This window comes from Arthrobacter oryzae (assembly GCF_030718995.1).
In the GTDB taxonomy this organism is placed as follows: domain Bacteria; phylum Actinomycetota; class Actinomycetes; order Actinomycetales; family Micrococcaceae; genus Arthrobacter; species Arthrobacter oryzae_C.
This window is the reverse complement of sequence record NZ_CP132204.1, coordinates 1,692,309-1,712,627: the sequence shown is the minus strand read 5'-3', so window position 1 is coordinate 1,712,627 and position 20,319 is coordinate 1,692,309. Positions and strand designations below refer to the sequence as shown.

At 62.8% G+C, this 20,319-nt stretch carries 13 protein-coding genes; 5 read left to right on the top strand and 8 right to left on the bottom strand.

Annotation, left to right across the window (positions count from 1 at the left end; translation table 11 throughout):
* Positions 1–1,953: 1,953 nt before the first annotated feature.
* The 6 genes from Q8Z05_RS07870 to Q8Z05_RS07845 all read right to left on the bottom strand — a co-directional run bounded on the left by Q8Z05_RS07870 (position 1,954) and on the right by Q8Z05_RS07845 (position 11,679).
* Positions 1,954–2,238: a hypothetical protein gene (locus Q8Z05_RS07870; protein WP_305942916.1), complete on the bottom strand. Its 285-nt coding sequence runs from the start codon at positions 2,236–2,238 to the stop codon at positions 1,954–1,956.
* 3,587 nt (positions 2,239–5,825) lie between these two features.
* Positions 5,826–6,152, bottom strand: a complete 327-nt coding sequence (gene trxA, locus Q8Z05_RS07865) for a thioredoxin (protein WP_305942915.1) — start codon at positions 6,150–6,152, stop codon at positions 5,826–5,828.
* A 36-nt stretch (positions 6,153–6,188) separates the two neighbouring features.
* A complete protein-coding gene (gene trxB, locus Q8Z05_RS07860) occupies positions 6,189–7,145 on the bottom strand; it encodes a thioredoxin-disulfide reductase (RefSeq protein WP_305942914.1) in 957 nt (318 codons plus the stop codon).
* 172 nt (positions 7,146–7,317) lie between these two features.
* Complete coding sequence (locus Q8Z05_RS07855; protein WP_305942913.1) at positions 7,318–8,943, bottom strand: ABC transporter substrate-binding protein; 1,626 nt, start codon at positions 8,941–8,943, stop codon at positions 7,318–7,320.
* 168 nt (positions 8,944–9,111) lie between these two features.
* Complete coding sequence (gene murJ / locus Q8Z05_RS07850) at positions 9,112–11,121, bottom strand: murein biosynthesis integral membrane protein MurJ (protein ID WP_305943506.1); 2,010 nt, start codon at positions 11,119–11,121, stop codon at positions 9,112–9,114.
* 57 nt (positions 11,122–11,178) lie between these two features.
* Positions 11,179–11,679, bottom strand: coding sequence for an NUDIX hydrolase (locus tag Q8Z05_RS07845; protein WP_305942912.1), 501 nt, complete (start codon positions 11,677–11,679; stop codon positions 11,179–11,181).
* Between the two features lie 208 nt (positions 11,680–11,887).
* On the opposite strand from Q8Z05_RS07845, the gene Q8Z05_RS07840 reads away from it, so the two are divergent.
* The 3 genes from Q8Z05_RS07840 to Q8Z05_RS07830 all read left to right on the top strand — a co-directional run bounded on the left by Q8Z05_RS07840 (position 11,888) and on the right by Q8Z05_RS07830 (position 14,802).
* Positions 11,888–13,378 (top strand): CCA tRNA nucleotidyltransferase, encoded by a 1,491-nt coding sequence (locus Q8Z05_RS07840; RefSeq protein WP_305942911.1) that lies wholly within the window; start codon positions 11,888–11,890, stop codon positions 13,376–13,378.
* Complete coding sequence (locus Q8Z05_RS07835; RefSeq protein ID WP_305942910.1) at positions 13,379–13,963, top strand: histidine phosphatase family protein; 585 nt, start codon at positions 13,379–13,381, stop codon at positions 13,961–13,963.
* 695 nt (positions 13,964–14,658) lie between these two features.
* The gene (locus Q8Z05_RS07830) at positions 14,659–14,802 is read left to right on the top strand and encodes a hypothetical protein (protein WP_305942909.1); all 144 of its coding nucleotides are present in this window, start codon (positions 14,659–14,661) and stop codon (positions 14,800–14,802) included.
* A 191-nt stretch (positions 14,803–14,993) separates the two neighbouring features.
* Here Q8Z05_RS07830 and Q8Z05_RS07825 read toward each other — a convergent pair whose 3' ends face one another.
* Positions 14,994–16,517 (bottom strand): glycosyltransferase family 39 protein, encoded by a 1,524-nt coding sequence (locus Q8Z05_RS07825; RefSeq protein WP_305942908.1) that lies wholly within the window; start codon positions 16,515–16,517, stop codon positions 14,994–14,996.
* A gap of 180 nt (positions 16,518–16,697) precedes the next feature.
* On the opposite strand from Q8Z05_RS07825, the gene Q8Z05_RS07820 reads away from it, so the two are divergent.
* A complete protein-coding gene (locus Q8Z05_RS07820; protein WP_305942907.1) occupies positions 16,698–18,167 on the top strand; it encodes a glycosyltransferase family 87 protein in 1,470 nt (489 codons plus the stop codon).
* Positions 18,160–19,599, top strand: a complete 1,440-nt coding sequence (locus Q8Z05_RS07815; protein ID WP_305942906.1) for a phytoene desaturase family protein — start codon at positions 18,160–18,162, stop codon at positions 19,597–19,599. The genes Q8Z05_RS07820 and Q8Z05_RS07815 overlap by 8 nt, the downstream gene beginning before the upstream one ends.
* An 8-nt stretch (positions 19,600–19,607) precedes the next feature.
* On the opposite strand, the gene Q8Z05_RS07810 is transcribed toward Q8Z05_RS07815, so the two are convergent.
* Entirely contained in the window at positions 19,608–20,249 is a 642-nt protein-coding gene (locus Q8Z05_RS07810; protein ID WP_305942905.1) for an NAD(P)-dependent oxidoreductase, read from the bottom strand.
* Between the last annotated feature and the right edge of the window lie 70 nt (positions 20,250–20,319).

Here is a 20,319-nt window from a genome sequence, read left to right as displayed (position 1 = left end):
ACCACCTGCGCTCAGCCGCGGCAGGCCAGCACGGAGCACCCGTAGTAGTCCAGTGTGGTGGACCTTGGGAGCGACACAGCAGAGTCCTTCTCTACGGTTCGGCAGTGCCGGCACGCTCTATTGGTGCGGTTATTTGACGGAGTATTCAGTTAGGCCAGCGGTCCAAGGCTATGGATCCATCAGCGGCGTCTGCAGGGGCTTCCAGGTGACGCCACGGCCTCTGCGTTCCAAGTGGGCCATCGATGGCCTTAGAGGCTCCCCGCAGGCACTCTCCGGGCCCCGCACACGTTGCAGAGACTGTGCCAGGCCCCCCGAGCGCGCCAGTACTCAGTCGCGCGGATCGTGTTTGCGGACCGATGTACGTGATTCGTTGTTACCTGGATTGTTCGCTAGGACAGCAGAAACCCAGCCCCGGTGAAGTGTGGTTCGGGCGGAGGTTTATGGTCACGGGGCACAGCAATCCTGTCTACAGGAGGCGACCGGCTGATAGTCGCGCAGAAGACAGCAGCGACGGCAAAAGTCGGCCTGCTACTCGCAGGCGATTAGTCGTCACGACAAGGGGGAAACTCTGGAGACGGCGCGGCTTTGCCGCCATCTCCCCAAGGCTGTCCTACTTGGCAATATGCCCACTGCGGAGGAGAGATCGGGGCCGAGAATTATGGACAAGCCGTACATGCCCTTGCGTAGCGCTCTACAGTTTCACGTGAAACATTCGTGCAGACCTCCTATGTGTAAAATGCGTTCAACCAGCCACAATCCAAGTAGCCAAAATCCTGTCAAGCCCGTTCCTTGTGATCTGGACTCTCCCCTGAACCGACCGGCTGCTCCTGCGGGACTATCCGGAATTTCGGTACCAACAGTGCAGGTGGCCCCTTGCTGTCTCGCGTACCAGGTATCGCCATATGGTTGATCTCCCCTGTGGGCGTTTCCCGAACAAGCTTGGCTATTCGATCGTCCGCATTGGCGCTCTTCCATAACTCATACGCGGCCCCTATTCCTAGTTCGCTAGAGGACGCGGAGGTAGCCTTGGTGAAGCGGGGATCAGGTTGTTGGTTTCTGCGCACGTGCTGATGTCGGGCCGCGGTCGATCCTTTCCGGCGCGCTTTAGGGCGAGTGGCTGCGGGTGCCTCCGTCTGAGGTCTGGCGCGCCTGCGCAGTTGTTTCACTGCCGGACACGAGGCGGCGATGTTTCACGTGAAACGAAGGAGCTGGCCGCTGTTCGATGTTGTCATACTTATTCGCTGTGCTCCCCCAACCGCATCATCCCAGGTGCCTTGGTTCACGTGATGCTCCAACAAAGCGCACGTAGGCCAACCATCAGAAGGGAGGCTTGTTCCAGCGGAGGCTGCCGCCGTATTCCGACGGGCACGTCTGGCCACAATCACCTCACTGCAACACGAACTCGCTGGAAGGACAAGGACCACCCAGTGATTCAACGACATTCACGTGGGGAGGGAATAGCTACTTGAGAGTCCCGATGGAACGGATGGCTGCACCAGAGACGCCGGCTGCGTATTTCGTGGGTCGACTTGCTGTGCCCTGGGATCACTGAAATATGGAAGCTCCGAGTCCAGTCCCCAATCTGCCTGCTGCCACCGTCGGTACTCCCCTGTCGGTAGTCTCCCACAGCCGACTTTGCGAGCACCTCAATAGCTAGATAACCGTGCTGTCTTAGGGCGCTCATGCTGCCCCTGTGCCTGAAACCGCAGTCGAACCAGCCACACGAAGCCTCGTGCCGGGCCGACTATTCATGACAGGCAGTGCACGTCACGCTGGGAGCTTTCCCGAACCATCGACCGTGGGAGGTGCAGCTGTGTTGCGTTGGGATAGGAGGGAATGCCAAATAGCAAGCGATCTTGGGATCCGTAGGGTCTTCTTGTCCACCGGTCACTGAGCAGTTCTATAGTTTCGGATGCGAGTGTTGAGGGAATTCCCGCAGGTGCCTTCGCCTCCCTAGACAGTGTGGGAGTCACCAAACGTGTTGGGAACCGGTGCATTGGTCGGTGCATAACTCAGTGGATATCGTTGTGGATAACTATGTGGACAATATGAGCTGGCTTTGCGCTCGGTGGGCACTCCGAGCGCGGGACCGGCGAGATCCAATACCCCGATCGCCGTCAGAGTGCCGCTGCGTTTCACGTGAAACATCTGCTTGACCAGAACGCCTTTTGAAATATCGCGAAGTTCCTGCGTTTTCAGCAGATAAACGGCACTTTTGCCGTCATTTGCCGGCGCCATGGGACGAATACGTCGTCCATCCCCACGCAGCGCTTAACGTGACTCCTTTCACATGAGGACGGCCCCTGGTGTGAGTGTGCTCAATGTGGAAAATCACAGGTCGACGCCACCGTGAGACTATGTGGATAAGGCTGTGGATATCCTGTGTGGAAAAGGCTAGCTCGGCTGGGGAAAACCGGCCTCCATGGTTGAACCGTTCTGGCGTGCCGCAGATCCCAGGCCAGTACGGATGCTTCCGAACTTGCCAACAAAGATGCTCTGGAACGGCCGCCGCCGCAGAGTGTAGCCACTCCTGATCTGAGGTCCGCCCTGCAAATGCGAAGTCATGCCGAGCTGAAAGATGCACCGGATTCCAAGTGGCTTCCCTAGGTTCGGGCGCGACTGAGAGGGTTGAGGCTGGGGGTTAGACCGGCCTAAGAGGACTTGCAGCCAGGTTTCGTTCCTGTCTCGGGCTGATTGAGCGAATTGATGGGAGAGGCAGCATCGCAGAAGCTAGCGCTTTGAGCCTCCATCTGCGTGGCTCAAGCCTTTCACAACTCTCTGATGTCACCGCGTGGCAAGAGGCAGAGTGGCGCTTCGACTCGGCTTCCTAGACGACCTAATCCCCACGTGGTCTGGCTGGCGACCAGGACGTGGGTTTGAAATGATGTGCCCCTATCCGATTTGCCACGAGATGGGCCGGTGCACAGGGTAAGGGTCTGGAATGACGTGCCGCGCTCCGCCACTTCGCGATGGGCAGTCTAGCCGGCACGAGAGGATACCGAGAAGTGGCTTCTGTAGCGACACGCCTGGCGCCCAGGAACATCATGTCCGAAGCTATCGAAGAGTTCAGGAACCCGTGCTGGGCATGGCGCCGATACTGCCAGACGGAGAGGATCCACGCGACGCGGAGACGAGCGACGGGCAGCTAGGCATTCCTTCGAATTCCCCCTGAATAGGAGTGCACTCCCCCGGATAGGAGGCTGTCAATATAGAGAACCCCGACCCAGCACCGAACTCATGGTTCGGTCACCAGAGTCCGGGGTGTCATCCGAGCCCCCGCACGGAATGGTGGGTTTGACGTGACCGGGCGCCAAGACGTCGATGCACTACTTGCAGGTGATCTTTTGGGGACCGGTGCTGACATAGCGCCACAGGGTGGTTCTCTGGTTCCGGCACGGGATATCCGAACCCTGCCCCCGCGGCAAGGGGACGTCCTACAGGCGACTGAGCTACTAGTGTCACATCGAACAACGAATCGAGGAAAGGCGGACGAACACGCCGCACGCCAGGGGAACGCGCGGGCCACAAAACTAAGTCAGTGGGAGCTACCAATTGTGGACCGATGGTTGGACCTGACTCCGTGTCCGACTAGCCTGGCATCCCCGACCTTGTACCTGAGCTCGACATCATCGATCGCAAGGCTTGAACAAGCATGCTGTACAAGTCCGATTGGTTTCCAACCCCGGAGCGGCGTTGGTTTCACGTGAGACATCTATGGATGCGGACCACGCCTGGTATCTCCGGGGGGCCCTATCGCAATTCTCGGGTTGGGCGCAGCACCGGATCGATGCGATCTCACGCTCGGCTATCTGTGGGTGGATTTGGAACATCGGCCTCGTGCCGTGCAACTGCGCATGTTGGGCTTCTGGCTCAGGTCGGGGCAGTGCCCTGTCAAGGACAACCGACTCGCACGTCGAGGAACCCCCTGAATCAAGTCCTGACTACGGCGTGTTGAACTGTCCCGGGAGGAACTCTTGTTTCGGTCATGTGTGCCGTTCGTGGGCTGCTTGGATGCTGCGGTTTCGCTGTTGCGGAACCAGCCTCGGGGGCCACTTGTTTCGAGTCAGATGTGCAGTGCGGGGAGGCCCGGAGCGCCTGGCACCTTGGACCGCAGTCCGGTAGCCACGGCATAGCCTTGGTGGCATTTCACGTGGGTTCCTCGGCCTGACGTTTCACGTGAAACGCGCGGCTCTGCATTACACGTGAAACGATGACAGTCCACCGGCCACTCTAGACTTCGGACCCAACGGCTTCACGCATTTGGTCTGACGGCCTGCTAACGCACGAAGGGTTCCGATATTCGGTCGACGCAGGCTCCGAGCGGTAGTTTGTCGTCGATGAACCTAGTTTTTGAGCTGACAGCGGAGGCACCAGCATTCGAGACTTAACGAAAGGCGTTCCGATTGTGAGCTCGCCGCATCAAGAACCAGGTTTAGTGCATCAGAAAGGCCGGGCATACGGTGAGTACCTAGGTCTTGATCGTCGGTCGAATCCACATGTCGCGTCCAGTCTTTACGGGGTAAGATTTCGCGCGGCGCGCAAGTGGGGGACAAATCGTTCCGCGCCCGTGCCTCGTTGTACTCCCTCTCCCGCGTTTCACGTGAAACATCGAGACTTCGTAGCACGGCGGTGAAACACGTTCATGCCTGCGGAAGGCCGCTTGGCGCCTGAATCGCGGCGCAAGGCCTAAGCCCTAACGTCGGCGGTCCGCTAAATCCGAAAATTGCCCGAGCCCACCTTCGGTTCGGTCTTGAGGCCGCACGCTTCCAACCAGTTGGCGTCGAAACACAAACTCCACACCTAAACATGGCCGCCCGGAATCACCGCGTCCGGTGGCTGTGTCGACCGCTCCGTGACCCAGAATCCTGCAAAGAACCTCACCTTTTAGGCCTTAGGGGCAAAATGGCCGATCGTGCCCACCCATGGAAAGTCGCCGTTCCGGGCGTTTGTGGTGGCAGCAGCAGGCTGCCAGGCCACCCCAATCATCAGCGGTTTAGAACGCCTTCGAACCGTTCTCCTGCCGTCCGTCCAATTGCCTTGCGGAATTGCTTCCTCTCGGGAGCGGCTTGGTGAAACACCGAAATTCCGCGCCAAGTCTGCTGCAAAGGGCTTGTCCTGGTGAAACACTATAGAGCCTCCGATATGGGAACACGGGTCCGAGCGAGGCTTCTTTGGACGCCTGTTCTCCCGTGGTAATTAGAGTTCAAGGTGTTGTGCTCGATTTAGGCTAGGGGTCTTGGGGCACGGACCTCCCCTGCGTGTTTCACGTGAAACATCGGCGCCACCCCCCGATGAATCAACCGCGCCGATCCAGGCGTACACAAGTGTCTATTGACGCATGTGCACCACCGCATCCGGGGTATTCCGCGATTTGCAGCCTGCCCGTCAGCGGTGCCTGGCAACGGTGCCAGGGAGGCATTGCTCCCCCGAACCAATGAGCTAGGTGAACTAATCGCCCACTCGAAATCCCGGAATTCGTCGTTTAGCCGTGGTGCTGGCCAGCCCAGCCATGTTCGGAGGCAGGCCACCGTGAAGGAGTTTCTGTCGAAAATGGATGACATCCACAACTCACTAAAGTTGGCTATCCAATGGACTCACACGTCTGGAGTCCCAGTCCCGCTAAAACCATTGCGAGTTAGGCGCTCCCCCGCAACCGGCCTCCCCATCCCAACCAACGACCATCCCAACCAACCACAACGCCCAACCAACGACCACGCACTGAATGCCGCGTCGCGGGACAAACAAAAAGTCGCGGACAAACAAAAAAGCGGTGGCCATCACCGTGGTGTGGTGATGGCCACCGCTAGTGGCAGGCAGTCTACGAACTACGAGAGGACGTCAGCAAATTCCTTTTCGAAGAACTGCTTCGGCTTGGCGCCGATAACGGTGTTCTTCACTTCGCCGTCCTGGAACAGGTAGACGGCAGGAATGGAGGTGATGCCGTATTCCGCTGCGATCGCCGGGTTGTCATCAACGTTCACCTTGACCACGTCGACCTTCTCGCTGTATTCGACCGAAATCTCATCCAGGATGGGACCGAGTTTGCGGCACGGGCCGCACCATTCAGCCCAGAAGTCCACGATGACCGGCTTGTCGGCCGAGAGTACATCCGTGCTGAAACTTGCGTCCGTTACGTCTTTTGCGTTGCTCATTACCTTGTTGTTTCCCTTCGGATCAATAGTGCGCTGTTAGGCGTGGAAGTCTGCGAGGTAGTGCTCGACGTCGATGGCTGCAACGCAACCCGAGCCGGAGGCAGTGATGGCCTGGCGGTAGGTGGGGTCTACAACGTCGCCTGCCGCAAAAACACCCGGCACGCTCGTCTTGGAACTGCGGCCTTCAACGGCGATGGTTCCCTCCGGGGTAATGTCCAAGGTGTCCTTGACGAGTTCGGTGCGAGGATCGTTTCCAATTGCAACGAAGACCCCGGTGACAGCCAGTTCGGACTCGGTACCGTCCACGAGGTTCTTCAGCTTCAGGCCGGTGACCTTGTCTCCCCCGATGACATCCTCAACGCCGGTGTTCCACACGAAGTTGATCTTCTCGTGCGCCTGGGCGCGGTCACCCATGATCTTGGAAGCCCGCAGGGTGTCGCGGCGGTGAACCACAGTGACGGACTTGGCGAACTTCGTGAGGAACAGTGCTTCCTCCATGGCGGAGTCGCCGCCACCGATGACAGCGATGTCCTGGTCCTTGAAAAAGAAACCGTCGCAGGTTGCACACCAGCTAACGCCGTGGCCTGAAAGTCGCTTCTCGTTGGGAAGCCCGAGCTCACGGTAAGCCGATCCGGTGGACAGGATGATCGCGCGGGCCCGGAAGGTCTCCCCCGTGGCGATGGTGACCGTCTTGATGTCGCCGTCGAGTTCCAGCGCAGTGACGTCCTCGAACTGGATCTCCGTGCCGAAGCGGGCGGCCTGCTTTTCGAAGTTCTCCATGAGGTCAGGACCCATGATGCCTTCAGGGAACCCGGGATAATTCTCCACATCGGTGGTGTTCATCAGTTCCCCGCCGGCAGTGACGGAACCGGCAAGCAGCAGCGGCTTCAGGTTGGCTCGTGCCGTATAGACTGCGGCGGTGTAGCCTGCAGGGCCGGAGCCGACGATGATGACATCACGTACCTGGGACGCGGTGTTTTCTGCGGTGCTCACTGTACGGTGAACCTCTTCCTTAGTCGATGCGCCTGCTTTTGCTGGCCGGCCACATGGCACAACCGATTGTTGAACCTGAATATTCCGGGCAACGAGGTGGACCAGCAAGGCGCCACCACTCAGGGTACCGCCTTGCTGGTCTGGAGGGCTCCGTGTTACCGGGTGTCTGCTGCTACTGAACCTTGATCTCGGCAAGGCGCAGGCCGTAGCCGAATCGCGTCTTCGGTGCCGCCAGCTTGGGCAGGTTCTTGATGGACACGATCACATACTGCGCCGTGACAGGCTCCGAAAGCGGCATGGTCAGATCAGGTGACGTGAAGCTGTTGGTGCCAACCTGCTTGGCGCCTTCCATGGACGGACGGTCGTTCGTCAGGACGCTGATGTTGCCGCCGGAGCCGCCCAGCTGGTTGAGCGTGATGGACGAAACCTTTGACGGACTCTTCAGCTTCACCACAAGGGAAACATCGGTAGCAAGGCCGCCCCAGTTGTCCGTGGCGAACTCCATGTCGGACCAGTAGCTGGCCGCGTTGCCGTCGAACGTTTTTGTCAGGTCACCGTCGTAGGTGGCGGCAAAATCGAAGTTGCCAAGACGGGACACGCCCTCAACGGCCGGCGGACCTGCCGCCGGCGCCGAAGTCTGGGGTGACGAGGGCTCACCACTGGCCTGCGGCTCGGAGGAGCTGCTGGACGTTCCTGGAACGGGATTGCTCTGTGGTTCGGTCTTGAACAAGCTTCCCAAATTGGATACGGCGAAGATCAGGCCCACCACCAGTACGGCAGCCAGGAGCCCTCCCACGAGCCAGCGCATGGAACGCGGCTCGCGCTCCGGAGGCTCTTCGTCGTCATAGTAATCGTCTGCTTCGTCGTCGCCGCCGCGGCCGGCGAACGCCGGGAACGTGGCTGCCATCCGCTCCCGCGCGGTTCTGGCCGGCCCGGTGGAGCGGTCTGCTTCCTGCGGGTAGTGGTCCTCGTCGTTCGCCCACAAGGAGACTTTGGGCGATTCCGCGGCCGGGGCCTGGGTACTGATGGCTTCGGTGTTCTTCCCACCGTTGGCATCGGACTGCCGAGCACCCGCCTGCTGCGGAACGGCTCGTTGAGGGGTGGTCGCCTGCGGTGCAGTCGTCGGGCCCAAGGATGATTTGCCGGCTGCTGCCGCCCCGGCAGCGAGTCCCGCCGCCCCGGCAGCGGCACCGGCTGCACCAGCCCCGGCTCCGCGTGAACCGGCGGTACCGGCTCCGGAGGAGCCGACGGAGGGGGCCGCCGCCGGGCGCACGGGTGCGGCGCGCGGCGGCACAACGGGCGGCACTGCCGGCGGGGACGACGCTTTGCGGTCCTGGCCGGTCTGCTGGTTGTTGCCGTAATTGATGTAACCGGCTTCGACTTCTTCTTCGTCATACTGGCCGTCATAAGTTTCCGGCTCGTGGGACCGTGCCTGCCCGAAAATTTCGCTGCCCAGGGTGTCCGTGAAAAAAGGCTCCACATACGGCGGATTGGAGGCAACCACGAGGTCCAGGAGGTCGGCAGCCGACGTGTGGTTGGTGATCAGGTAGGTGGTGGATTCGCTGACGCCCAGATCCAGGATCTGCACGTGCCCGGGACGTTCCCCGGTGGCAACCTCGCGGGCGCTCTGGGCCACCTGCTCCGTGTTGTCAGGACCTGCAACCAGGATGCTCACCGGACGGTTGAGGACCTGGTCAACACCGTCCAGCACCAGATCATGGTCGTGTGAGGTCAATACGGTGGCGGTGACCTTGTAGCGGCCGCCGAGCACTGATCCAACATCGATCGGGTGGGACACGGGTTCCTCCTAGACTGTCCGGGGAATTGCCGCCTCAATCGTGCCAAAGCGGATACGCCGGTTAGCCGGTTAATTTCTGGTCTGTTACTACTACCCTAGTTAGCTTCTGATCCTAGCCGATGGTGTGTGACGGCCGCGGGAGACAGGCACAGGGAAACCGGGGTGATGTCACCTTTTCTTCCTGCGCCGGGCCCTATCGGACCGCCTGCTGAAGTACGGGTTCCGGCCGGCTGTTCCCTGGAAGGTCCGGCGTCCGGGGAGCGGGATTTCCTCGCGCATGATGCTCCCCCGTGCCGTGCTGGGCTGGTCTTCAGCCGGGAGGTAACCGCCCGGGGAATCGGTTGGCTGGGCATCGGGACGGGCTGCCGGCTCCTCAACCTGCGGCCCCGCGCGGAACGAGGCGGCGTCGAATTCGCCGGAAATCCTGGGGATCAGGCCGGTGTCCACGGAAACGGTGGCGCGTTCCGGCGTCGTGCGTTCCCGGCCAGTAGCGGTGGCCGGCCCGGTACCGCCAGCCGCGCCGCCGGCGGCTTCTGCCGGTGCGGCGGGTGCGGAGCGGCGGCCCAGCCTGCCGAGAAGCGGTTGCAGCAGGTCCCGAAGTTCCGTGACGCGGAAAAGTTTCAGAAGGAACAGGTACGCCACCAGCATCACAGGACCTACGACGACGATGGTCACCAGGGCTTCGATCCTGCCGCTCCAGGCGAAACCGTCGGCACTGTAGCTGCCCATGAGCCACAGCGCGCCGGCACCGGCCAGTGCGGAGCCGAGCGCCGCGTAGCCCATCCGTATGTAGGAATTGGCAACACGGGGGCCATCCAGGTGTCCCAGCAGGCGGCGGAGGAAGAACGCGCTCACCACCACCGAGAGGATGTTGCCGCCCGTGTAGAGGATGGCAATGGCAAAGATGATCTGGTCGAAGGGCAGGAATTGGATGGCGAAGGCCGCCACGACGTTGACAATCGCCAATACCAATTGGATATAGAACGGCGTGCGGGCGTCCTCATTGGCGTAGAAGACCCTGGACATCATGAAGTTGGCGCTCATGAACGGGGTGCTGAGGGCCAGGATGGTGAGCGTTTGGGCCAGCATCACGCCGTCCTGCACCTTGCCGCCGGAGAAGAACATGCCCAGCGGGCCGGCCAGCGCGAACAGGGCCAGTGCCCCGAAGACCGTGGCCACCGCCATGGTGCGGAGGCCGTGGGACAGGGCGTCGCGCAGCCCGGCCCGGTCACCGTCCTGGGAAGCTCGGGTCATGCGGTTAAAGAGCACAGTAGCCAGCGACAGCGCGATGATGGAATGCGGCAGCAGGTACAGCTGGCTGGCCACTTCCAGGACGGCGTTGCCCGGGAGGAAGTCGGCCGCCGGATCCCCTGCCCGCTCCAGCCGCAACCGCTCGGTACCCGGAATGGTGGCGATACGCATGACGTAAAGGAAGGCCAGCTGTCCGACGGCGGCGGTCAGCAGCGTCCACACGCTGAGTTTGGCTGCCTGTCCCAGGCCCACCCCGCGCCACCCGAACTTCGGACGGAGACCCAGCTTGAGCCGGAACACCGGAATCAGCAGGATGGCCGTCTGCGCAACCACACCGATGGTGGAGAATCCGGCCACCAGGAACGTCTGGGTGGGTCCCCAGTTGTCCAGTGTATGGGGGTTCGTGAGGTTGGGTCCGAGGATCCAGATGAACATGCCCAGCCCGGCGATGGCCACGATGTTGTTCAGGATGGGAGCCCACATGGCCGGCCCGAATGCCCCGTTGGCGTTCAGTACTTGCGTCAGCAGGGCATAGAGGCCATAGAAGAAGATCTGGGGCAGACACCAGAAGGCAAAGGAGACCGCGAGGGATTTCTGTTCCGGCGAGTATCCCTGGGTGGTCAGTTCGATGACCCAGGGAGCCAGGAGCGTCACCAGCAGCGTCAGGGTGAGAAGCACTAGGACAGCCAGCGTGAGCAGCCGGCTGATGTAGTCCGATCCCCTGTCCGGCGCTTTACTGGCCTTGATGATCTGGGGAACCAGGACGGCGTTGAACACGCCGCCGGCCACCAGCAGGAAAATCAGGTTCGGCAGGTTGTTGGCATTGATAAACGTGTCATTGACCGTGGAGCCCAGGCCAAGGGCCGCTCCCAGCATCCACGTTTTGCCAAAGCCAAGGAAACGGGAGACCAGCGTTCCGGCAGCCATGATCGCACTGGAACGGGCCTCGCCTTGCTGGACAGTCTTTGATTCAGTCACAGGACCTCAGAGATGTTCCGGCAGGACTTCTCTTGCGAGGTCGGCGATGCGGCGCTCATTCGGAAAGGACAGCTTGCGGGCGAGCTCGTGGATGGGCACCCAGGCGACGTCCACTGCCTCCTGGTCGGGATCGTTCTCGATGGTCAGCTCGCCGCCCGTGGCGCGGAGCAGGTAGTGGTGCACAGTCTTGTGGACCCGGTGCCCGCTGACGGTGAACCAGTAGTCGATGCTGCCCAGCGGGGCCAGGATGTTGCCGCTGATGCCGGTTTCCTCGGCGATCTCCCGGACAGCCGCTTCCTCGTTCTTTTCCTTGCCCTCCGGGTGGCCCTTCGGAAGGCACCATTCGAGGCGGCCTCCGCGGTTGAGGCGGGCGATGATCGCAACCCTGAGTTCGCCGTCGGACGTATCAACAACAACGCCTCCGGCGGAGATTTCCTCGACGGTGGGCAGCGAGGCAGGCCCCGGGTGCGGGGCGGGCGCGACATGGGCACCGATTGCCGACGGCAACGGTGGGTTTGTCCTCCTGCCAGGAGCACTCGGTACGGGATGGGCCATGAAGTCCACTCTAACGACTCTTGCCCGTTCCTGATGACCGGAACATGACAAGAAAGTGGACTGCGTGTGACGTGAATTCCTGAACCACCGGCGTAACGGCGCGGTTCGGCGGCCCCTATTGGTGCTTGTTGGCGTGGTTTTCTGACAAGCTTAAGTAACTATGGCGCACGCACATCAAAAGTCCGACCCGCACACCGTCGATTTCAAGGTGGACCCGGTGGTCCTTGAGCTCGGGCAGCGCTTCGTCGACGCCGGACACGAATTGTCGCTTGTGGGCGGGCCTGTGCGTGACCTCTTCCTCGGCAGGCTCTCCCCTGACCTTGACTTCACCACGGACGCCACGCCGGAGCAGACCCTCGCGCTGATCCGTAAGTGGGCGGACAACTTCTGGGAAATCGGCAGGGCATTCGGCACTATCGGGATGCGGAAGTCCGGCTTCCAGATTGAAATCACCACTTACCGCGCCGAGGCGTACGATCCCGAGTCGCGGAAGCCCATGGTGGCCTTCGGGTCGTCGCTGACGGATGACCTCCTGCGCCGGGACTTCACCATCAACGCCATGGCGCTGCGGCTGCCCTCGATGGAGCTCGTGGACCCGTTCGGTGGTGTCCGCGACCTCCATGCCTCCGTGCTGGCCACTCCCGGCGCGCCGGAGACGTCCTTTTCCGATGACCCTCTGCGCATGATGCGGGCGGCCCGCTTTGCCTCGCAGCTTGGCGTGGCGGTTCGCGAGGACGTTAAACAGGCAATGGAGCAGATGGCGGAACGGATCACCATCATTTCGGCGGAGCGCATCCGCGAGGAACTGGTGAAGCTCATCTGCGGCACGCACCCGCGCGTGGGCATTGACCTCCTCGTGGACACCGGCTTGGCCGAATTCGTCCTGCCGGAAGTGTCCGCGCTACGCCTGGAAGCCGACGAACACCACCGCCACAAGGATGTATACCAGCACTCGCTCCAGGTGCTGGAGCAGGCCGCAGCCTTGGAAACGGATCCCGACGGCGCCGTGCCCGGCCCCGATTTTGTCCTGCGCTTTGCAGCGCTCATGCACGACGTCGGCAAGCCGGCCACGCGCCGTTTTGAACCGGGCGGTGCGGTGAGCTTCCGCCATCACGACATGGTGGGCTCCAAACTGACCAAGAAACGGATGAAGGCCCTCCGCTTCGACAACGACACCATCAAGGCCGTGGCACGCCTGGTCGAGTTGCACATGCGTTTCTACGGCTATGGGGAGGCCGGCTGGAGCGACTCCGCGGTTCGCCGCTATGTGACGGACGCCGGACCCGTCCTGGAGCGGCTGCACCGGCTGACCCGGTCCGATGTGACAACCCGCAACCAGCGCAAGGCGGACCGGCTGTCCTTCGCCTATGACGATCTTGAAGCACGCATCGCGTCATTGCGGGAGCAGGAATCGCTCGAAGCGGTCCGGCCGGACCTGGACGGCGGCCAGATCATGGCCCTGCTGGGACTGAAGCCGGGGCCGGTGGTGGGCAAGGCCTATAAATTCCTGCTTGACCAGCGCATGGAGCACGGCCCGCTCGACCGCGACGTGGCTGAGGCCAGGCTGCGCGAGTGGTGGGCGCAGCAGCCCGAGGCCGCCGAACCCCAGCCAGCCGCCGGCGTCGAACTTTCCACTACCGAGGAGTCCTAAGTGGTTTCACTGAACAGCAACGCCCGCCCCCAGCTCTGGATCCTGCGCCACGGCGAAACCGAATGGTCCAAGAGCGGCCAGTACACCGGGCTCACCGATCTTCCCCTGACGGTGGAGGGCGAGCAGCAGTCCGTTGAGGCACGGAAGGTCCTTGACGCCGTCGACTTCGACCTGGTGTTGACCTCACCGCTGCGGCGGGCACGCCGGACGGCGGAGCTGGCGGGTTTTCCCGACGCCGAACAGGAACCCCTCGCCGTGGAATGGAACTACGGCGACTACGAAGGGATCAGCTCCGACCTGATCCGCAAGGACAACCCGGAGTACCTGATCTGGACCCACGGCGTCCCCAACGGCGAAGCGTTGGAGGAAGTAGCCGGTCGGGCGGACAAAATAGTGGCCCGGGTGCTGGAATCCGGACTGGACAACGTGCTCATTGTGGCCCACGGACACTTCTCCAGGATCCTGACTGCGCGCTGGCTGGGACTGGATCCGCACGAAGGCCGGCATTTCATCCTGGGGACAGCGAAAGTCTGCACGCTGGGCTGGGACAAGAAAACCCCCGCAGTGGTCCGCTGGGGACTATAAAGACGATTTATAAAATACTTCGGGGAATCTTCTAAATTCAGTAGTCAAATGCCCTTTGGGTAGTGTAATTTTATTCCTGACTCCAGTGCGATTTGCCAGGGTCGTCGGCGCGCGCTGCTCAGTTAGTCAACTGCTCAGCGGCATAGCAGAAAAGGAGGTTGGGAAAATGATTACTTTGACTAGCGGATGGAAGATGACCATCACCGCCACCCCGGCCTCCGTTGCTGCCTCGCGCCCTTTTCGCGGAGTGACTGCCTCCTAACCTGCTGATTTCCGGCTTTTGCAGCCGGAACCCACGGTGACCGCCTTCCCTATCGGGGAAGCTACCGGCGGTCGGCTGTCCACGCGGCCCCCTCGCGGTGACGCAACACCCCCATAGTTCGGAACCCGGCTTCTTGTTGGGGAGAGCGGCGTTGCTGCGTCCGGGGCCACCCTTCGCCTGGCGAAATCCACCCCTTGCTTTGGATTTAATACCCGGGGCATATTCACCGGGCATTCCTATGCCCTAATTACCGCAATTAATTCTTTCAAATTAGCGGCTCTATTTGTCGTGCCCAATTTCGGGCGAAAACACCATCAAAGGAACCAGAGTGAGCATCACCGCCAGCACCGCGCAACAGGCCGACCGTGACCGACGCCGGCAAACAGACCACCGGCAAACACGCCGCCCGGCAACACCGCGAGAGGAGGTACCCATGATGAAAAGGCTTGCGAGGGTTCTACGCCTCGGCTGGCAGCCGGCCCTGAAGGACAGGACGCTGTTCAACGGCCAGCTCCTCGACCAGAACCGTGAAGACGTGTACGTCGTACTGCACCAGATGGGCGGCGTCATCCGCTGACCCGGGACCTTCTCTCCGTCCTGTCCACGCCGCGCTGCAGCCGGCAACGGAAATATCGAGGAGGACCCGGTGGCGACAACCGACATCCAGGCACAAGGAATAGCTCCACAAAAAGCCCACGCGGCGACGCGTGGGCTTTTTGTTTGGTGCGGTTCCGCCGGGATGTGAGCTGCCGCCAGGGTGACGTCCCGTCAGGGGCAGGTGAACGAGATCAGGGCCATCCGCTGGAAGGTCACGTTCTGCGTCTGCTGGCATCCCGCCGCTTCGAAGGCGGACAGATCATTGGGAGCTCCGCCGCCGGCACCAACGAACCAGACGTCTCCGCGGCTCCTCAGTTGGTCAGCTGTGACTGTTGCATTCGCGCCCCAGAGGGTGCCCGAATCCGCCGGGCTTTCAGCAAGCGAGAGGTCGGTGATGAGCCGGAAATCCTGCGGATAGGCAAGGGCCATATCCCGCAGTTCGGGGTGGAGGTACACGATGCTGGCCGGCTTGGTTGTTTGCGAGGCGATCAGGCCGGCAATCTGCCGTTCTGTGTCCACTGGTTCGTTCACGAAGCTCTTGATCGTGAGCTGGGGAACGAGGCTGCCCAGAACAACCAGGGCGGCGGCGATCGGGAGGAGCCACCTGCGGCCTGCGCGCAGCCGGTCAAGGCCCAGACCCACCAGGAGGGCGAACAGCGGAGCCGTGAAGGTCAGGTAGCGGGCAACATAAACGGGCTGCAGGGCCACGCTCACCAGGAGAAGGCCAAGCATGGGAAGCGCCACGCCCGTCAGGCTGAGGACCACCAGGGGACGGTAGGAGGACATGCTGCGCACAGACCACAGCCCCCAGGCGACGAGGCCGACCTGGGTGAGGCCGAGGACAAGGACAAAAGCGAGAACCCACTGCGGAGGGAGGTTGCCCGTGGGACGGTCGTCCCCGTAGAAGAACTGCTTGACGGCGGCAATCGTGAGGTTTTCCAGCAGCGAGCGGTTCTGGATCCATTCGACCTGGGCCTTTTGGGTCATGGCAAAGAGCAGGAAGGGCAGGACGGCCGCCCCGGCTGCCGCGCACGTGATGAGCACCGCGAGGGGCCGCTTGCGAAGGATGATGGCGGCCAGGGCATGCGAGGCGACGGCCAGCGCAAAGAACATGAACATGCACACGCCGGCCACCGCACAGAGGCCGTATAGCACCCAGTCAATGGGGCGGTTCGATTCCCAGGCCCTGATGAGCAGCAGGGTGAGCCCCACGGCCAGCAGCGCGGTGAACGCGGACTGCCGGGCCTCCGTTCCTGCCCACACCATGCGGGGCAGAACGGCGAGGACAAGTCCTGAGGCAACGCCGATGGACTCAGAGCCGAGTTTTCGTCCAATGATGACGGTTCCGGCGCAGGCGAGCCCCACGGCCAGTGCCGAAGGCAAGCGCATGGCCACTTCGGAGAACCCGAAAACAGACGTCCAGGCATGCATGAAGAAGTAGTAGAAGCCGTGAACGGCATCCACTGACCGCAACAGTTCCACCAGGTCGGCCGGCGAGCGTCCGGCTGCCGAAATCGTGGCTATTTCGTCGTCCCAGAAAGACGGATTCCAGGAGCCGACAAACGCGATGAGCAGGGCCAGCAGTCCAATGCCGGCAGGCGCCGGCCACCGGCCCGCCCAGGGAAGGTGCGCACCGTCCGACGGCGCAGCCTGGCGTAGGCGCTGCCGGTCGCGGACGCGGGAAAGCTGATTCACAACAGGATGCCCCCTGAGGCCTGAAGGTTGCGGCGGAGCAGACCGACCTCGAGTCTGCTCCTGAACGAAAGAGCGGAAGGGGCCATCGTGGGAAAGATCCACACGGCGCACACGTTTGACGATACACCGTCCCCGGACGGCGGGGCCTGATCCTGCAGGGGGCGACGGTAAGCTCGAGGAATGCAGGAGACAATGCCGCCGGCGCACCGAAAACGGTCACGCCTGGTTATCCCCAGCCGAAGTGATCTCCTGCTCAGGAACTTCACCGAACTGATCGGCGGCCCCATGGGACACCGGGCAGCGCCGGGCATCGTCTCACCCGGGATCTTCACCGTTGAACGCGTCCTCATCATCCTCACGGTGCTGGCGGCCCTGGCAAGCATCATGGCCAAGAACTACTGCCGCGCAAACGGCTGGGATTCACCGGGCCAGTTCTATTCCACCTGCTACTCGGACTTCCCGGAACTCTTCCGCAACCGCGGCCTCGGCGACGGCACCTTCCCCTTCTTCAGCGAAGGCAGCTTCTTCGAATATCCGGTCCTGATGGGCATCATCGCCGGCCTGACGGCCATGATGGTCCCCGGAGAAGGTGCCACCGACGCGCGCATTCTGGGCTACTTCGACGTCAACGCCACCCTCATCGCCGCCGTCTGGGTCGTCACGGTCCTCGCGACTGCCCGCATGAGCCGCCGCCGGCCCTGGGATGCCGCCATGGTGGCCGTAGCCCCCGGCATCATCCTCGCCGGGGTGATCAACTGGGACATGTGGGCCGTGTGCCTGCTGGCCGTCGGGATGTACTTCTTCTCCCGTGACCGGCTGGTGCTGGCCGGGATATTCTTCGGTTTGGGAACAGCCACCAAGCTGTACCCGGTGCTCGTGTTCGGGGCCATCCTCCTTCTGGCGCTCCGGACCGGAAAGATCAGGCCCCTGCTGGTCACCGCTGCAGCGGCCGCCGCGGCCTGGCTGGCCGTGAACCTCCCGATTGCCGCCATGAACCCCTCCGGCTGGAAGTACTTCTACCAATTCACGGAGGACCGCCCGGCCGGCTACAGCTCCCCCTGGTTCGCCTACAACCTGGTGGCCGGGCGCCTGCAATGGCCTGCCCTGGGACCTGAAGCGATTAACACCCTCGCGCTCAACCTGTTCCTCATCAGCTGCGTGCTCATCGCCGTGCTGGCGCTGACGGCGCCGCGGCGCCCCAGACTGGCCCAGCTGGCGTTCCTGATCGTGGCTGCCTTCATCCTGACCAACAAGGTGTACTCACCCCAGTTCGTCATCTGGCTCATCCCCCTCCTTGCCCTGGCGCGCCCGCGCTGGCGTGACTTCCTCATCTGGCAAGGCATAGAGGGCGTGCACTGGGCGGCCGTGTGGATGTACCTCGGACAGGTGACTAGCGGCGGTCCGACGCAGCACAATATCGATATGCCCTACTACGTACTGGCGGTGGGCCTGCACATGATCGCCACGGCGTACCTGATGGTCCGCGTGGCCTGGGATATCCGGGACCCGGGCTACGACGTCATCCGCCGGCACGCCATGGATGATCCGCAGGGCGGGCCGTTCGACGGCGCGCGGGACTGGTTGCGGATCAACCCGGGAGACCCCGCGGCTTCAGTACTCCCCTGGCGGCGGGCGGCCAGCGATGCCTGACGTCGCCGTCGTCGGTTCAGGGCCCAACGGCCTGGCCGCTGCGGTGACGATGGCCCGCGCCGGCCTTAAGGTGCATGTGTTCGAGGCCGCGGCCAGCGCGGGCGGTGGCCTGCGCACGTCGGAGCTGATGCAGCCCGGCCATCTGCACGACATCTGCTCGGCAGTCCAGCCGATGGCCCTTGCCTCACCGTTCTTCCAGGGCTTCGAGCTGTCACGGCGCGTCGATCTCATCACGCCGGAGCTCTCGTTCGGCTCGCCGCTGGACGGCGGCCGGGCGGCCCTCGCGTACCGTTCGCTGGACCGCACTGCATCAGGACTCGGACGGGACGGTCCCGCCTACCGCCGCCTGATGGCGCCCCTCGTGCGCCGGGCCGGCGGCGTTGCGGACTTCACCCTCAACCAGCTGCTCCGGATCCCGCGCGACCCCCTTGCCGCTCTCCTGTTCGGCCTGCGGGCACTGGAGCAGGGTTCTCCGGCGTGGAACGCAAGGTTCAGGGACGAGCTGGCACCTGCCCTCCTGACCGGCGTTGCCGCCCATTCCGTGGGAGGGCTGCCGTCGCTGGCACCTGCCGGGGCCGGGCTGATGCTCGGGACCCTGGCCCATGCGCAGGGCTGGCCCATTCCGGTGGGCGGTTCGGCGTCGATCGCCCGTGCCATGGTCCGTGACATTGAAGCGCACGGTGGCACGGTGGAAACCGGGCGGCAGATCGAGTCATTGGCGGAGCTGCCCGCAACTAAGGCGGCACTCCTGGATATTGCCCCGCCGGCACTGCTCAGGCTGGGCGGGGACAGGCTGCCGGCCGGATACCGCCGGTCCCTGGCTTCATTTCGCTTTGGAAACGCCGCCTGCAAAGTGGACTTCATCCTGTCCGGGCCCGTTCCATGGGCCGCGGCAGAACTGGCCGATGCCGGAACTGTCCATGTGGGCGGCACCCGGGCCGAGGTGGCCCACGCCGAAAACCAGGTGGCCGCGGGAAAGCACCCGGAACGGCCCTACGTCCTGGTGTCCCAGCCGTCGCGCTTCGATGATTCCCGTGCCCCGGGAGGCCGCCACATCCTCTGGACCTACTGCCATGTGCCGGCCGGGTCGACGGTGGATATGGCCGAGGCTGTAACGGCCCAGCTGGAACGTTTTGCGCCTGGATTCCGGGACATTGTGATGCAAGTGCACGTGACGACGGCGGCCGGCCTGGCGGAGTACAACCAGAACTACGTAGGCGGCGACTTCGCTGCAGGACTCATGGACCTCCGCGGACTGATCCAGCGGCCAGTGATCAGCCCCGTGCCCTGGCGGACGCCGATTGCCGGGGTGTACCTGTGCTCCTCCTCGACACCCCCGGGGCCAGGGGTTACCGGCATGCCGGGTTTCCACGCTGCAAGATATGCCCTCAGGGACATATTTGGGCTTCCGCTGCCAAAACTGGGCCTGTAGCGCACTGCTCAGTGGCGCCCCGCTGCGGTGTCCGTGCCCCTGTCCGGGTTCGCCACCGTAAAGCGCGAGCGGCGGTGGGCCGGTGATTCCAGCTCGTCGAGAAGCGCCACGGCGAAGTCCGGGACGGTGATGGACGAGCCCGCCGGCGAATCCCCTGCTGTCACATAGCAACCGGTGCGTGCCCCCGGCTGCATGGCGGGCGCGGGCGCCAGCATGGTCCAGTCGAGGGTGTCAGGGGCTGACCGGATTTCATCGTACACGGCGGCCATGGTGCGGGCTTCGGCCCGGTAAGCCTCCGGGAAACCCGGGGAATCACACAAACGCACGCCGCCGATTTCAAGCCCGCCGGTCCCTCCCACCACCATCAGGCGCGTCGATCCGGCGCTTTCGAAGGCTGCTTTCATTGCTGCCAGCCATTCGCTGTGATTGCCGCTCGTGCGGCTGGGCACCGTGGCCAGTACCACGGCGTCGTGATCATTGACGATATTGGCGAACGTGCGGACATCCGCCAGTTCGGCGCGGCACGCCGAGGCGCCCGGGACTGGCGCGCCCGACCGTGAAACAGCCGTGACCTCGTGGCCCCGCCGCAGCGATTCCTTGACGATCTGGGCGCCCACCATCCCGGTGGCACCGTACACGGCTATTTTCATGCCGCCCCTCATAGTGGGTACTGTAGGAGTTCAAAGTATCTCTAGGATACCGAGGAGCCAGAAGAAACGA

What these genes read in the sequence shown, in the direction of transcription:
- Q8Z05_RS07820 (WP_305942907.1), top strand. Translation starts at nt 16,698, where the DNA reads ATGCAGGAGACAATGCCGCCGGCGCACCGAAAACGGTCACGCCTGGTT.
- Q8Z05_RS07830 (WP_305942909.1), top strand. Translation starts at nt 14,659, where the DNA reads ATGATGAAAAGGCTTGCGAGGGTTCTACGCCTCGGCTGGCAGCCGGCC.
- Q8Z05_RS07810 (WP_305942905.1), bottom strand. Translation starts at nt 20,249, where the DNA reads ATGAAAATAGCCGTGTACGGTGCCACCGGGATGGTGGGCGCCCAGATC.
- murJ (WP_305943506.1), bottom strand. Translation starts at nt 11,121, where the DNA reads ATGGCTGCCGGAACGCTGGTCTCCCGTTTCCTTGGCTTTGGCAAAACG.
- Q8Z05_RS07870 (WP_305942916.1), bottom strand. Translation starts at nt 2,238, where the DNA reads ATGGCGCCGGCAAATGACGGCAAAAGTGCCGTTTATCTGCTGAAAACG.
- Q8Z05_RS07840 (WP_305942911.1), top strand. Translation starts at nt 11,888, where the DNA reads ATGGCGCACGCACATCAAAAGTCCGACCCGCACACCGTCGATTTCAAG.
- Q8Z05_RS07815 (WP_305942906.1), top strand. Translation starts at nt 18,160, where the DNA reads ATGCCTGACGTCGCCGTCGTCGGTTCAGGGCCCAACGGCCTGGCCGCT.
- trxA (WP_305942915.1), bottom strand. Translation starts at nt 6,152, where the DNA reads ATGAGCAACGCAAAAGACGTAACGGACGCAAGTTTCAGCACGGATGTA.